The sequence below is a fragment of the Psychrobacter sp. PG1 genome (assembly GCF_014897815.1).
GTDB lineage: Bacteria > Pseudomonadota > Gammaproteobacteria > Pseudomonadales > Moraxellaceae > Psychrobacter.
On sequence record NZ_JABUZG010000052.1, the window covers coordinates 76498 to 90029 of the forward strand.

General features: G+C 43.8%; 15 protein-coding genes. 9 read left to right on the forward strand and 6 right to left on the reverse strand.

Features of this window, described 5'->3' with window-relative positions; all coding sequences use genetic code 11:
* Nucleotides 1-162: 162 nt before the first annotated feature.
* On the reverse strand, nucleotides 163-1242 hold the full coding sequence (gene pdxA / locus INT03_RS05850) for a 4-hydroxythreonine-4-phosphate dehydrogenase PdxA (protein ID WP_413469111.1): 1080 nt from the start codon (nucleotides 1240-1242) through the stop codon (nucleotides 163-165).
* 347 nt (nucleotides 1243-1589) lie between these two features.
* Here pdxA and dnaB point away from each other — a divergent pair, with 347 nt between their 5' ends.
* From dnaB to argF, 3 genes are all read left to right on the forward strand, one after another.
* The gene (gene dnaB / locus INT03_RS05855; RefSeq protein WP_087815967.1) at nucleotides 1590-2993 is read left to right on the forward strand and encodes a replicative DNA helicase; all 1404 of its coding nucleotides are present in this window, start codon (nucleotides 1590-1592) and stop codon (nucleotides 2991-2993) included.
* A 163-nt stretch (nucleotides 2994-3156) separates the two neighbouring features.
* Nucleotides 3157-4263: an alanine racemase gene (gene alr / locus INT03_RS05860; protein WP_193008102.1), complete on the forward strand. Its 1107-nt coding sequence runs from the start codon at nucleotides 3157-3159 to the stop codon at nucleotides 4261-4263.
* A gap of 189 nt (nucleotides 4264-4452) precedes the next feature.
* Complete coding sequence (gene argF / locus INT03_RS05865) at nucleotides 4453-5370, forward strand: ornithine carbamoyltransferase (protein WP_055124903.1); 918 nt, start codon at nucleotides 4453-4455, stop codon at nucleotides 5368-5370.
* A 132-nt stretch (nucleotides 5371-5502) separates the two neighbouring features.
* Here argF and rpiA read toward each other — a convergent pair whose 3' ends face one another.
* The 5 genes from rpiA to INT03_RS05890 form a co-directional block, all read right to left on the reverse strand.
* On the reverse strand, nucleotides 5503-6162 hold the full coding sequence (gene rpiA, locus INT03_RS05870; protein ID WP_193008103.1) for a ribose-5-phosphate isomerase RpiA: 660 nt from the start codon (nucleotides 6160-6162) through the stop codon (nucleotides 5503-5505).
* A gap of 139 nt (nucleotides 6163-6301) precedes the next feature.
* A complete protein-coding gene (locus INT03_RS05875) occupies nucleotides 6302-7612 on the reverse strand; it encodes an arsenic transporter (RefSeq protein ID WP_193008105.1) in 1311 nt (436 codons plus the stop codon).
* Nucleotides 7613-7693: 81 nt separating this feature from the next.
* Nucleotides 7694-8440 carry an arsenical resistance protein ArsH gene (arsH, locus tag INT03_RS05880; RefSeq protein ID WP_193008114.1) on the reverse strand — a complete coding sequence of 249 codons (747 nt, stop codon included), beginning with the start codon at nucleotides 8438-8440 and terminating at the stop codon, nucleotides 7694-7696.
* Nucleotides 8430-8834 carry an arsenate reductase (glutaredoxin) gene (gene arsC, locus INT03_RS05885; RefSeq protein ID WP_193008116.1) on the reverse strand — a complete coding sequence of 135 codons (405 nt, stop codon included), beginning with the start codon at nucleotides 8832-8834 and terminating at the stop codon, nucleotides 8430-8432. Before arsC ends, arsH begins: the two co-directional genes overlap by 11 nt.
* A gap of 55 nt (nucleotides 8835-8889) precedes the next feature.
* Nucleotides 8890-9252 carry an ArsR/SmtB family transcription factor gene (locus INT03_RS05890; RefSeq protein WP_193008118.1) on the reverse strand — a complete coding sequence of 121 codons (363 nt, stop codon included), beginning with the start codon at nucleotides 9250-9252 and terminating at the stop codon, nucleotides 8890-8892.
* Nucleotides 9253-9447: 195 nt separating this feature from the next.
* Here INT03_RS05890 and ilvA point away from each other — a divergent pair, with 195 nt between their 5' ends.
* The 6 genes from ilvA (at nucleotide 9448) to INT03_RS05920 (ending at nucleotide 13500) form a co-directional block, all read left to right on the forward strand.
* Entirely contained in the window at nucleotides 9448-11001 is a 1554-nt protein-coding gene (gene ilvA, locus INT03_RS05895) for a threonine ammonia-lyase, biosynthetic (RefSeq protein WP_193008119.1), read from the forward strand.
* A gap of 125 nt (nucleotides 11002-11126) precedes the next feature.
* On the forward strand, nucleotides 11127-11504 hold the full coding sequence (locus tag INT03_RS15120; RefSeq protein ID WP_413469107.1) for an excalibur calcium-binding domain-containing protein: 378 nt from the start codon (nucleotides 11127-11129) through the stop codon (nucleotides 11502-11504).
* A 29-nt stretch (nucleotides 11505-11533) separates the two neighbouring features.
* Nucleotides 11534-11953 carry an FMN-binding negative transcriptional regulator gene (locus INT03_RS15015; protein WP_193008121.1) on the forward strand — a complete coding sequence of 140 codons (420 nt, stop codon included), beginning with the start codon at nucleotides 11534-11536 and terminating at the stop codon, nucleotides 11951-11953.
* Nucleotides 11954-11978: 25 nt separating this feature from the next.
* On the forward strand, nucleotides 11979-12230 hold the full coding sequence (locus tag INT03_RS15020; RefSeq protein WP_193008123.1) for an FMN-binding negative transcriptional regulator: 252 nt from the start codon (nucleotides 11979-11981) through the stop codon (nucleotides 12228-12230).
* A 125-nt stretch (nucleotides 12231-12355) separates the two neighbouring features.
* Nucleotides 12356-12796: an RNA-binding S4 domain-containing protein gene (locus INT03_RS05915; protein ID WP_193008125.1), complete on the forward strand. Its 441-nt coding sequence runs from the start codon at nucleotides 12356-12358 to the stop codon at nucleotides 12794-12796.
* Between the two features lie 206 nt (nucleotides 12797-13002).
* Nucleotides 13003-13500 carry a low molecular weight protein-tyrosine-phosphatase gene (locus tag INT03_RS05920; RefSeq protein ID WP_193008127.1) on the forward strand — a complete coding sequence of 166 codons (498 nt, stop codon included), beginning with the start codon at nucleotides 13003-13005 and terminating at the stop codon, nucleotides 13498-13500.
* Nucleotides 13501-13532: the final 32 nt, after the last annotated feature.

Consider the following 13532-nt stretch of genomic DNA (forward strand, 5'->3'; position numbering starts at 1 on the left):
TCAGCCCTCTAAACCTATTAATAGACCACTTATAACAGACTGCTATGGTGGAACCAATTATATTAAACCCTGTTTGATAATTCATAAATAGCCATTACTCACACTAAAGTTACCCAATACTGCGTGATAAATGTCGCTAAGGTGCCGGCTTATGCAAGAGGTCTATTTAATAAGCGGTTTATCTGCCATCTCGTTTGCCATTTTTAATGCTTGATACAAGCTAGTGGCACTAGCATTGCCGCGCCCCGCTAAATCAAGCGCAGTCCCATGATCAACCGAGGTACGGATATACGGCAGTCCTAAGGTAAGATTGACCGTATCACCAAAACCATGTGATTTCAGCACCGGCAACCCTTGGTCATGATACATCGCAATCACCGCATCACAGTTGGCTAGATGTCTGGGTGTAAATAAGGTATCCGCTGGCATCGCCTCTGATATGTCTACGCCTGCTTTGATAAATTCTTGCAAGACTGGATTGATAATTTCAATCTCTTCTATACCTAAATACCCACCCTCGCCTGCATGTGGATTGAGACCACAGACTAAAATACGTGGTTGCGTTAAGCCAAATTTTGCTTTCATCTCATCGACGACAATTTGTACGGTTTGGCGTACATTGTCAGACGTGATTGCAGCAGGGATATCTTTTAGCGGTAAATGAGTGGTGACAAGCGCGACTTTCATGGCTTGGTTGGCGAGCATCATAACCACTTTATCACAACCACTTTGCTGCATAAAAAACTCTGTATGACCGCTAAACATCGTGCCATCTAATAGCTTAATATCAGCTTCTATCAGTGCGGACTTTTGCAATGGTCCAGTGACGATAGCGGCCACTGTTTTATTGGTTGCCAACTGATGGGCAATGTCTAACTGCTTAACGACCATTACCGAATTGCGCGTGTTAATTTTCCCGCAGACAACTGGCTCAGCACAAGATATATTAAGCAGAATAAAAGAACTATCTACGTCAGTATCTGGCTGCGACATCTGCTCTACAACGTTAAAACTAAAGTCATCGGCATCGATATCAATAGTTTGCCAGATGGGAAGGTTTTTCAATACATCAGCTGCAACTAACTCATCTGCGCGCTTTGTCATAGCAGTGCTATCGGCAGTGACCCAAATTGGGCGTTCAAAATCTTGCAATTTACCCTCAGCCGCTAATAGCAGCACGATATCCATTCCAATACCAGCAGGCTCACCAGTTGTGATTAATAATGGCAATTTTTTTTGTATATCTTGCATCGTAACTACGCCTTTATATTTATATTGAGTCGTGAATTTTATTGTATTTTTTATGGGAAAAATAAGCACTGACACTTATATTGTATAGATGATTTTTTACTTATTACAACCGTCATCTAGAATAGATAGTTGTCTATCGGTGCCGAAAAAAGCCTATTATGTGTTAAACTTTCGCTTTTGATTATAGCATTTACCAGTCAACACCGAGATCAGGTTTTGGTACTTCAATTATAGTAGCACGTGGCGTTTTATTTGCTGTATCAGCACCCAATAAAACCCTGATGTCACATACCCATTTATACCCTCTTTTATATCGACTTTTGACACATTAGGCAATCATGGCAGACAACGAAAAAACCGACGACTTACTCAATCAGACACCGCCGCACAATATCGATATTGAAAAGGCATTGCTCGCGTCCTTAATGAGTATCGAAGAGGCGTACGACAAGATTGCTGATATCGTTACCAAAGATGATTTTTATGCAGGGCGACATCAGTATATTTTTGATGCTATTGCTCATTTAGCGGCAGTCAACGAACCCTATGATACGGTCATGGTACACGACTGGCTAGAAGCACAAAAACTCCTTAAAAGTGCAGGCGGCGATAGCTACTTGGCAGATATTTTGAGCCAAAGCCCTGCGACCTTGTTTAACCTGACCGCCTATGCTCAGCGCGTCCGTGAACTATCTACTCTACGCCAACTGATTACGACTGGCAATGAGATGCTCACGCTCGCCTATAATCCTAAAGACCAGAGCGTCAGTGATATTTTAGACAGTGTTGAGGGTAAGATATTTAGCATCAATGAGCAGCATAATAAACGCGCTGAACAGCGTGGACCTGTGGGCATTACGGCTGTTTTGACCAACGTTATTGATAAGATTCAAGAGCTAAAATCCAATCCCGATGGCATGATTGGTTTGCAGACGCCGTTTGCTGAGTTGAATAATAAAACCCAAGGCTTGCAGGCAGGTGACTTAATCATCGTGGCTGCGCGCCCTTCTATGGGTAAAACCACCTTTGCAATGAACTTGGCAGAAGGGATTTTATTTAACGAAGATCTGCCTGTTGTGGTGTTTTCGATGGAGATGCCTGCTGAGTCTATCGTCATGCGTTTGCTGTCCTCATGGGGCGCGATTAATCAGACGCATCTGCGTTCTGGGCAAATGAATGAAGATGAATGGGCAAAAATGATGAACGCCATTCAGCACTTGCAATCTAAACATCTCTATATTGATGATAGTACTGCTTTGCCACCCTCTGAGATGCGTTCACGCTGCCGCCGTATCGCCAAAAACCATGACGGCAAGCTTGGCGCCATCGTCGTCGATTATCTCCAGTTGATGAAAGTGCCAAACCTAGATGGCAACCGTGTTGGGGAAATCTCTGAGATTTCACGGAGTCTTAAAGCGCTAGCACGTGAGCTTGAATGCCCTGTTATCGCTTTGTCGCAGCTTAACCGTAGTCTAGAAAACCGCCCTAACAAGCGTCCTATCATGTCGGATTTGCGTGAATCGGGTGCGATTGAGCAGGATGCGGATTTGATTATGTTCATCTATCGTGATGAGGTTTATAATGAGAATACAGACCACAAAGGCGTGGCTGAAATCATTATTGGTAAGCAGCGTAACGGCCCTATCGGTACCATACGTTTGGGCTTTGAAGGGCAATTTACCCGCTTTATTAACCTAACGCCAGAATACTATCAAAATGTCAGTTTCGAGAATGACGAGTAATCAATCTTATAAAACTTAAGCCTAATAAAAATCAGCCTGATAAAGACTGAAGCTTAACCATAAGCGAACAAATAGTTTTAATAAAATAGCCAGTGCTGCATTAGCCTAATTGATGCAGTACTGGCTTTATAACTTCATAATTCTACTTATAAAGAAGCCAATTATGCGTACTATCACAATCAAACCACAAGCCATTACTCACAACTTAAACCAAGTTAAGAAAATGGCACCAAACTCTAAAGTCCTGGCCATGGTCAAGTCCAATGCTTACGGACATGGTGTGGCAGCGGTATTGCCTGCATTGCACCAAGCAGACGGTATTGGTGTTGCAACCTTGACTGAGGCGCTAGAAGCTCGGCAGTTAGGCTGGGACAAAACCATTGGTTTGATTGAAGGGGCATTTACCACTGATGAGTGGCAGCAAGCCATTGAGCATGATATTAGCTGCGTGATTCACCATGCGCCGCAATTGCAGTGGGCACTCGACAATATCCCACCAGCCAATAGTGCGACCAGAGTGGTTTGGCTTAAATATAATACTGGTATGAACCGTCTAGGCTTCAACGCTGAAGGTATTATGACAGCGGCTAAGCGCCTGCATGAAGCGGGATATCGGCTGATACTAGCCACGCATTTTGCTAATGCCGATGACAGCACTCATCCATTAAATTCAATGCAAATTCAGCGTTTTTCAGATGTATTAAGCACTTTGCAAGAGACTATTAGCAACGATATCAAAGGCTCATTATGCAATTCAGCCGGTATCGTTAATTTTCCAGAGCATCATTATGACTGGGTACGTCCCGGCATTATTTTATATGGTAGCGCCCCTGTCATTGATAAAAGCGCGCATGAATTAGACTTACAGCCAGCGATGGATTTTAGCGCGCAAATTATCGCCCTGCAAACAGTCCATGCAGACAATGCTATTGGCTATGGCAGTCGCTGGACAGCGCAGAAAGACGCTAGAACGGCTCTGGTGAGCATTGGATACGGTGATGGTTACCCTCGTGTCATCAGCGATGAAGCCTATGTCACTGTTATAGATACTACCAACGATCAAAGCTACCGATGTGCAGTCATTGGACGCGTGGCAATGGATATGATTGTCATTGATGTCAGTACCGCACCAGAAGACATTGCGTTAGACAGCAAAGTAATACTGTGGGGCGATGCACCGCACGTCGATGAAGTCGCCGCACATGCAGGTACGATTAGCTACGAGCTACTCTGCCGCCTAAGCAATCGCCCAAATCGTATACAAGTATAATTATGCTGACCTAATCGCTATCCATTTAATAACTGTTTGCCAGACTGATAAATCACGGCAAATTGGACATTTACATTAAGCCTAATTGCGCTATACTAAAAGTTTGTTGTCACCCCAGTATACGCACTGACGCGATACTATTAAAGACTGATGACGTTTCACTGACTGCGATCGACTGCTAGGATTACTATGAGTTTGCGCCATTTTTTGACCTTATCTGATTTAACCAAACAAGAATTAGAAAACCTTATAAAACGCGCCAGCGAATTACGTAAGATGCAACATGCTGGCGAGATATATCAGCCTTTTGTTGGTCGTACGCTAGGTATGATTTTTGAAAAATCCTCAACCCGCACGCGTATTTCTTTTGAAACAGGTATGGGTCAGTTTGGTGGTAGTGCTATCTTTTTGTCGCCAAATGATACCCAGCTTGGGCGTGGTGAGCCGCTAGAAGACTCTGCCCGTGTGATCTCTAGCATGGTCGATATCATCATGATTCGTACCTTTGGTCACGAAAAAGTTGAGACCTTTGCTGAATACTCAAGCGTGCCTATTATCAATGCTTTAACTGACGAATTTCATCCTTGCCAGCTACTGGCAGACATGCAAACCTATTATGAGCATCGCGGTAGTATCGAAAATAAAATCGTCACGTGGGTCGGTGATGGCAATAATATGTGCGCATCGTATATGCAAGCGGCTCATCAATTTGGTTTTGAGCTACGCGTCGCTGCGCCTTATGGGTTTGAGCCTGACCCTGAGCTGATGAAACGCTTCTCGCATTGCGTCAGTATTGTCGAAAACGTACAAGAAGCCGCGAAAGATTCAAATTTAATTGTCACCGATGTATGGGCAAGCATGGGACAAGAGTCTGAACAAAACACTCGTGCGCGCCGTTTTGCCGCTTATCAAGTAACGCCATCGCTATTGGACAAAGCCGATCCTGAAGTGGTATTTATGCATTGTCTACCCGCGCATCGTGGTGAGGAGATCTCTCATGATATGCTTGACGATCCACGCTCAGTGGTATGGGATGAAGCAGAGAACCGCTTACATGCGCAAAAAGCCTTGATGGAATTTTTGCTAAAAGATAAAATTAAACTTTAAACAATGTAGCCATAATCTATTTATGGAAGAGTAAGTACGAAAAAGGCAGACCACATTTAGTGTGATCTGCCTTTTTATTTTCTGATGAACGATAAGCCACTGCTTAACCGGTTTTTAACGAGTAAGCATTTTTTAACGAATAAGTGTCGTCACACCATTACTACCTGCTTTCAGCAATACATCAGCTTGATTAGCTGCAAATATACCATTACACACGACACCCACAATATTATTCAGCTCTTTTTCAAGCTCTATTGGATTACTCACATCCAAATCATAAGTATCTAAGATAACATTACCATAATCAGTCACAAAATCTTCGCGGTAAACTGGCTCACCGCCCATACGGGCTAATTGCCGTGCGACATAAGAACGTGCTTGCGGCAGTACCTCAATAGGAACAGGAAACTCGCGACCTAGCACCTCAACGCTTTTGCTCTCATCAACCATACATATAAACTTGTTAGAAGCCGCTGCCACGATTTTCTCACGAGTGAGCGCGCCGCCGCCGCCTTTTATCAATTGCAAATGCTCATTGACCTCATCTGCCCCATCGATATAAATATCAAGCGTACCAGCAAAGTTCAAATCCACTATTTCAATACCAAGGGCACGAAGTTTGTCTTCAGTGACCTGTGAGCTAGCCACCGCGCCAGCAAGCTTTACAGTTGGCAATAATTCAATCAAACAGTTGACCGTACTGCCTGTGCCTACTCCAAGTATCATGCCATCTTCGACATAGTTTAGAGCCGCTTTGGCTGCGGCTTGCTTTTGTGCTTGCTGATCACTCATCATAAGTCCTTGGCAAAATAAACGTATCGCTTTAAAAAAAGTAAAGGGTAAAAAGGTAAAATGCGCCGCCATTATACCCGATGAGCTTAATGAATGTCAGCGTAATAGCCACGCTAATCGCAAGACATTCATTCAGATTTTAAAATGTAGATAGATAGGGCAACCAAACAACCAAAGCCAGTAGCGTGACCAATAGTACGGGCGGGGTAATAAGCAGTCCAATTTTCATATACTGCCCCCAACTGATTTTATAGTCTTTTTCTGCCAATACATGGAGCCACAATAAAGTCGCAAGGCTACCTATAGGTGTGAATTTCGGCCCCAAGTCATTACCAATCACGTTGGCATAAATCATGAGCTCTCGAGTGGCAGCGGATACTTGCGCGCTATCAATCGCCAATGCACCTACTAAAGTAGACGGCATATTATTCATGACAGAGGCTACAATAGCAGAGAGGAATCCAGTTCCTACTGTTGCGATGACCGTACCCTGCTGCCCCAACCAATTCAAAACTTGAGCACCATAGGCAGTCAATCCTGCATTGCCCAAGCCATAAACAACCAAGTACATACCGATTGAAAATAATACGATTTGCCAAGGCGCTTGACGCAGGATATCAGATACAGAAACAATAGCATCACGCCCTCCTTGCCACCAGCGACCTGCAATTGCCATTAATATTAACGCCGCCACTCCTGTCACCAAGGAGATAGCAATGCCCAATGACTCAGTCGTAAAGTAGGCAATAAGTAGCAACGCGAGCAGTGGAAAGGCCGCTTTAAAGACCAACGGATCTTCAATCGCAGACTCGGGCGCACTCAAATCAGCAAGTGAGTAGTGTTTTGGAATGTGCCGCGCATAGACCACCCATAATACGGCGAGCGTCGCCAATACAGAGACAATATTGACCGGTATCATCACTGCTGCATAACGACCAAACCCAATGTCAAAATAATTAGCACTAACGATATTGACCAGATTAGAAGTGACTAACGGCAGACTTGCGGTATCAGCAATGAAACCTGTTGCGATAATGAAAGCCAAAGCAGATGGTGGTGAGAATTTGAGACGCAGTAAGATAGCGATGACAATCGGTGTCAGTAGCAATGCTGCCCCATCATTGGCAAAAAACGCCGAGATAAACGCACCTAAAATCACAATCATAGGAAACAGCAAACGTCCTTGCCCATTGCCTAGCCTAGCCACATGCAGCGCTGCCCAGCCAAAAAATCCTGCTTTATCTAAGATAAGCGAGATGATGATAAGCGCCACAAAGGTAAAAGTCGCATCCCAAACGATGTCCCACACAATGCCAATATCGGAGAGCTTTACCACGCCAAAAGCCAAGGCTATCAACGCACCACCCATTGCACTCCAGCCAATACCCAGTCCTTTGGGCTGCCATATCACTAAAACCAAAGTCACGATAAATATAATCAATGCGATCATTGAGTAACCTTTTTAGGCTTAATTATTATAAGAACAATTATGTAAGAGCAATTATTAGAAAATGAATGATCAGAGGATACATTAGAGTGATTTTTGATTGACGCGCTGCGACAGCTCCTCTGCGCTTTCTACTCGTTCAGAGTAGCGGTCAGTCAGATAGGCTGAGCGTCCACGAGTCAACCAAGTGAATTTCACCAACTCCTCACAAACATCCACGAGACGCAAATATAAAGGAGACTTATCCATACGATCATCGTCGTTAAATTCCAAAAAAGCTTTAGGAATAGAGGACTGATTGGGTATGGTAATCATCCGCATCCAACGCCCAAGAATGCGCAATTGGTTGACCGTATTGAAGCTTTGGCTGCCACCGCTGACTTGCATCACTGCCAAAGTTTTGCCTTGAGTTGGACGTACACCACCTAATGACAATGGAATCCAGTCAATTTGTGCTTTCATAATACTGGTCATACTGCCATGACGCTCTGGGCTCACCCACAGCATACCTTCTGACCACTGCGCCAACTCTCGCAGCTCTTGTACTTTTGGATGATCGGCATCAGCAGCATCAGGCAATGGTAAACCCGTCGGATCAAAGGTTCGAACCTCACAACCATACCAACGCAACAGACGGCTCGCTTCTTCACTGGCCAGTTTAGAGAATGAGCGCTGGCGTAGAGAGCCGTATAGCACCAATATTTTAGGCGCATGGCGCGGGTCATTTGCACCAATTAAAGACTCAATATCGATAGGCTGTATACTGTCTGCATCAATGTTGGGCAAATCACCCAAATCGATCACATCTAAATCTGCTGTTTTATTTGCCATGATAAATCACTTCCCCATCTTCTTTAGTGAAGCTGCTCACGGGATTCTCTAACAACTCAAATACACGCTCTGAGGGGCGGCATAATGCCGCGCCTTTATTGGTGACCACGATAGGACGATTGATTAAAATAGGATGGGCAATCATCGCATCAATGATTTGATCGTCAGACAGTTCAAGATTGTCTAATCCTAGCTCATCATTGACAGGCTCTTTGCTTCGTAACAGCTCTCTTGGTGAAAGGTTTATCTTTGCCAATAGCTCAACTAAATAATCACGGCTTGGTGGGGTTTTAAGATATTCAATCACTTCTGGATTTTCGCCTGATGCTTTCATGATGGCCAATGTATTGCGAGACGTACCGCATTTTGGATTGTGAAAGATTAATGATTTCATAGCAATCTCACTTATTGTCTGAATATGTTGTTTGAGTTCTGAATATATAGCTATATTACTCACTGTTTACGTCATTAGTATTAACGACCCCACATCCGCTCAGACTATCCATAAGAGACGCACACAATTCTGGATGTCCCGCACAACAATCTTGCAGTAAAAACTGAATAACCTCCTCCATATGTGACAGTGAGGCGCGATAAATTATCTGCCGGCTTTGACGTTGAGACACCACCCACCCTGCTCGTGCCAGCACTGATAAATGCGCTGACATTGTGTTATGAGGCACAGACAGTTTGCGAGCTATTTCACCTGCTGGCAGACCAACGGGCTCTTGGCTGACAAGCAACCTAAAAGCTTTTAGACGAGTATCTTGAGAGAGCGCAGCAAAGCTTGCGATAGCATTAGTTATTTCCATATGTCCAATAATACAGACATATGAAAATAATTCAATATTTTATTTAAAATAACATTGAGATAAAACCACCCTATCTTTCATCAAAACTTAAAATCGCTGCAAAAACTGCAATAGGGTCTTGCAAGACCGTTAAAATCAGCATAGGCTAATCTATTTAATTTTTCTATTCATCCATACTTTTTATTAGGGAACATTATGCTGTCACATTGGGTACGAGCCATCTTGCAAGCCACCGTCTATGACGTGGCAATTCAAACACCACTTGAAGCGGCACCCAAGCTGACCCAACGTTTTGCTAATGACATTCGTTTTAAACGCGAAGACTTGCAACCGGTCAAATCCTTTAAATTGCGTGGTGCCTATAATCGAATTAGTCAGTTAAGTGATGAGCAAAAAGTACGCGGCGTCATTTGCGCCTCAGCAGGTAATCATGCCCAAGGGGTTGCTTATTCTGCCCGTAAGCTTGCCCTAAACAATATCATTGTGATGCCGACCACCACCCCTGACATTAAAGTCGATGCCGTTAAAGCACTGGGCGGTAATGTCGATTTATATGGTGATAGCTTCGATGAAGCCAACCGTTATGCAATCAATCGCGCTGAAACAGAAGGTCTGACCTTTATCCCACCTTACGATGATGAATTGGTCATTGCCGGACAAGGCACCATTGGTCTTGAGCTAACCCAGCAATGGCGCAACATGGATTATGTGTTTGTTGCGGTTGGTGGTGGTGGTCTCATCTCAGGTGTCGCGGCATTCTTAGGTGAAGTTGCGCCGCATGTCAAAGTGATTGCGGTGGAAGCAGAGCAGTCCGCTTCTCTTAAAGCGGCGCTTGAAGCCAATGAGCGCGTTAAGCTTGAGCAAGTTGGACTGTTCGTCGACGGCGTGGCAGTTGCTCAAATCGGTGAATTACCATTTGAAATTGTTCGTATGCAAAAGAGTGATAAGTCAGGTCCTTTAGTCGAGCCTGAAGTCGTGACTTGTACCAATGACGAAGTATGTGCGGCGGTTAAAGACATCTTTGAAGAAAATCGCAGTATCGTTGAGCCTGCGGGCGCGTTACCCGTTGCTGGCATGAAAAAATATATCGAAGCCCATAATCTGCAAGGTAAAAACTGCGTTGGTATTATTTGCGGTGCCAATATGAATTTTGACCGCCTACGTTATATCGCTGAGCGTACTGAGATTGGTGAGAAAAAAGAAGCCATCTTTGGTGTGACAATTCCTGAGCAGACAGGCGCTTTCTTAAATTTCTGCCGTAGCTTACATGGACGCAATATCACTGAGTTTAATTATCGCGCCGATAGCAAAAAATCACCTGACTCTATGGAACCTGCAGCAATATTTGTCGGTATCGCACTAAAAGAAGGCGACAAAGAGCGTAAAACCATTCGCACCCAATTGGCAGCTGATGGCTACACGGCTCATGATCTGACCGATGATGATATTGCCAAATCGCATATCCGCCATTTGATTGGTGGTCATGCACATGTTGCAAACGAGCAATTATTAAGTGTGGTTTTCCCTGAACGTCCAGGGGCATTGCTGAAGTTTTTAGAAAAACTGGGTGATGACTTTAATATCACTTTGTTTCATTATCGCAATCATGGTGCCGCCGAAGGTCGCGTATTGGTCGGTTTGCAAGCGTCTGAAGGTAACTCTCGCCAATTACAAGACGCGTTACTCGATATCGGCTATGACTGCACCATGCTCAATGACAATATTGGTTATCAATTATTTTTGAAATAAAAATAGACTATCAATCCATCAATGGCTGTTTGTTAATCACCAAAAAGCCGCCATTGATGAATGAATAGTGATTATGTATTGGTAGCTTTCATTAATTCATAGCGACCATGACTAGGTAATAAACCGTGACTCAAAAGATATTGATCTTTGTATTATTACTGGTTTTAGCACTTTTGGGTTATAAGATGCTGCAACCTGACAACACGAACAGTAACCCTATCGCTGACGTTACGACTGATACTCCAGTTGACGCTGCTTTTACCTCAACTGATCTGGATGACATACCGCCAACGTACGTCGATTCAGATGCAACGTCAACATCAGTCTCGGCAGTAAAACCAGTACTCACGTCATCAGCATCAAGCTTTACCTGTGATGGCAGGAAGCATTGCTCTCAGATGACGTCATGCGCAGAAGCTACTTACTTTATACAACACTGCCCGAATACCAAAATGGATGGTAACAATGATGGTATTCCATGTGAGCAGCAGTGGTGTCACTGATTTCATGTCAAATATAAACTGAGAACAGCATGCATACTCCTGCTATTTTTGCCGAAGAAAACCTAGAAAATATCATTGGATTTATCGCAGCCAATCCCTTAGCAACCTTGGTTGCTCAAACCAAAGATGGCATCGAAGCCTGCCATATACCACTCTTCTGGCATAACGATAACTTTATGCCTGATGCTAGTGTTGATTCTGATATTAACTCTAATGCTCAGCACGGCTATCTTTACGGTCATTTCTCTCGTAAAAACCCTATTTATCAGAACACCTTACCAGATACTGCGTGGTTAATTATTTTTCAAGATTCTGGACATTATATCAGCCCCAACTGGTATCCTAGCAAAGCGAAAACCCATAAAGAAGTGCCCACTTGGAACTATCAAAGCGTCCATATTCAATCCAAAATTGAACTGCTTGAAGACGCCGATACACTGAGACGCTGAGACGCTGAAAGGGATATTAGCAACCATGACTGCGCAGCAAGAGGTGATATCCGACCATCCTTGGTCATTAGATGAGGCACCTGCTACTTATATCGATGCTATGTGCCGAGGGATTATTGGCTTTAAGCTGCCCATCGATTCTATACAAGCCCAATTTAAATTAAGCCAAAATAAAACCGTAGAAAATATCACAGGTGTGATTAATGGTTTAGCGCAGTTAAAGACAAATGATGCGGCAGAAATGGCGATGAAAGTTGCCAATCAGAATAATGGCTAAGACGAGACTTTCTCTCTTTACCATAAAAATCTATTTTTAAACATTTTGATAGCGCAGGGCTCTTTCAATTTGCAAAAAAGCCACCATTATTATTATCTTACTTTATGGATATCGATGAGGTTTTGATGAGTAAACACAACAAAAACCACAATCAGCCTAGCCATAGCCAACCTGATGTCGTGCGTATGCGTCTCGATAAGTGGTTGTGGGCAGCACGATTTTATCGGACACGTAATCTCGCCAAAGAAGCCATCGAAAGCGGACGGGTACATTATGCGGGTAGCCGCGTAAAGACCAGTAAAGAGATTATGATTGGCGATGAACTACAGATTCGTCAAGGCTCAGCCACTGCCATGACTGAAAAGACCGTCATCGTTGAAGCACTAACGGCGCAACGTGGTAATGCGCTCGCTGCTGAAGTCTTGTATTCAGAAACTGAAGAAAGCGAAGAGCGCCGCGCTTATCATGCTGAGCAGCGCAAACTTGCCAATCTTGCACGGCCTGATAATAAACCCAACAAAAAAGAGCGCCGTGACCTTCAACGCTTTAAGCACAAACAAGAATAAGCTGGTCAAAGCACGACCTTAGATTATAAATAATATCATCGAAAATTCGTGAACATATGACCGTATTGTTTAGCTTCTACTCTTGCCATTCAAGGCATTAACCGTTACGCTGACAGCCGATTTACTTAATTAATTGCATGCTAATAAAAGCCGCACTAACATGCCGGTCTCTTATAGCATGTTTTTTTGTTATACAAGGTCATATTATGCTGCTGAAAACCTGTACCCCGTCTTCTGTATTATTGGTTTGTTTGGGAAATATTTGCCGATCACCAACGGCTGAAGAAGTCTTTCGTCAGCAAGCAGCGATTGCTGGATTGTCAATCAAAGTAGATTCAGCAGGAACGAGTGACTCGCATATTGGTCATGCGCCCGACACTCGCTCGCAACGCCATGCAAAAGCGCATGGTTATAAAATCAATAAACTGGTCGCCCGCCAAGTCAGTGCCGATGATTTTCGTAATTTTGATTTAATTCTAGCGATGGATACACAGAATTTAGCTGATTTACAAGCCATCAAAGACAGCTTGATAGAGACAGAAGACAATTTGGCCAAGTTGGCTTTATTTAGTGAGGAAGATCCTACTTATGGCGGCGACGATGTGCCAGATCCTTATAAAGGCGATGGCGATGACTTTGAAGAGGTAATTGAGCGTATTGAGTCAAGCGCACAAGCGTGGATTGAAAGCTGGAAAGCTTGCTAACGCTAAAGCTAACTTTCTGCCACCTTTATGTC

What these genes read in the sequence shown, in the direction of transcription:
- dnaB (WP_087815967.1), top strand. Translation starts at nt 1,590, where the DNA reads ATGGCAGACAACGAAAAAACCGACGACTTACTCAATCAGACACCGCCG.
- alr (WP_193008102.1), top strand. Translation starts at nt 3,157, where the DNA reads ATGCGTACTATCACAATCAAACCACAAGCCATTACTCACAACTTAAAC.
- argF (WP_055124903.1), top strand. Translation starts at nt 4,453, where the DNA reads ATGAGTTTGCGCCATTTTTTGACCTTATCTGATTTAACCAAACAAGAA.
- rpiA (WP_193008103.1), bottom strand. Translation starts at nt 6,162, where the DNA reads ATGAGTGATCAGCAAGCACAAAAGCAAGCCGCAGCCAAAGCGGCTCTA.
- INT03_RS05875 (WP_193008105.1), bottom strand. Translation starts at nt 7,612, where the DNA reads ATGATCGCATTGATTATATTTATCGTGACTTTGGTTTTAGTGATATGG.
- arsH (WP_193008114.1), bottom strand. Translation starts at nt 8,440, where the DNA reads ATGGCAAATAAAACAGCAGATTTAGATGTGATCGATTTGGGTGATTTG.
- arsC (WP_193008116.1), bottom strand. Translation starts at nt 8,834, where the DNA reads ATGAAATCATTAATCTTTCACAATCCAAAATGCGGTACGTCTCGCAAT.
- INT03_RS05890 (WP_193008118.1), bottom strand. Translation starts at nt 9,252, where the DNA reads ATGGAAATAACTAATGCTATCGCAAGCTTTGCTGCGCTCTCTCAAGAT.
- ilvA (WP_193008119.1), top strand. Translation starts at nt 9,448, where the DNA reads ATGCTGTCACATTGGGTACGAGCCATCTTGCAAGCCACCGTCTATGAC.
- INT03_RS15015 (WP_193008121.1), top strand. Translation starts at nt 11,534, where the DNA reads ATGCATACTCCTGCTATTTTTGCCGAAGAAAACCTAGAAAATATCATT.
- INT03_RS15020 (WP_193008123.1), top strand. Translation starts at nt 11,979, where the DNA reads ATGACTGCGCAGCAAGAGGTGATATCCGACCATCCTTGGTCATTAGAT.
- INT03_RS05915 (WP_193008125.1), top strand. Translation starts at nt 12,356, where the DNA reads ATGAGTAAACACAACAAAAACCACAATCAGCCTAGCCATAGCCAACCT.
- INT03_RS05920 (WP_193008127.1), top strand. Translation starts at nt 13,003, where the DNA reads ATGCTGCTGAAAACCTGTACCCCGTCTTCTGTATTATTGGTTTGTTTG.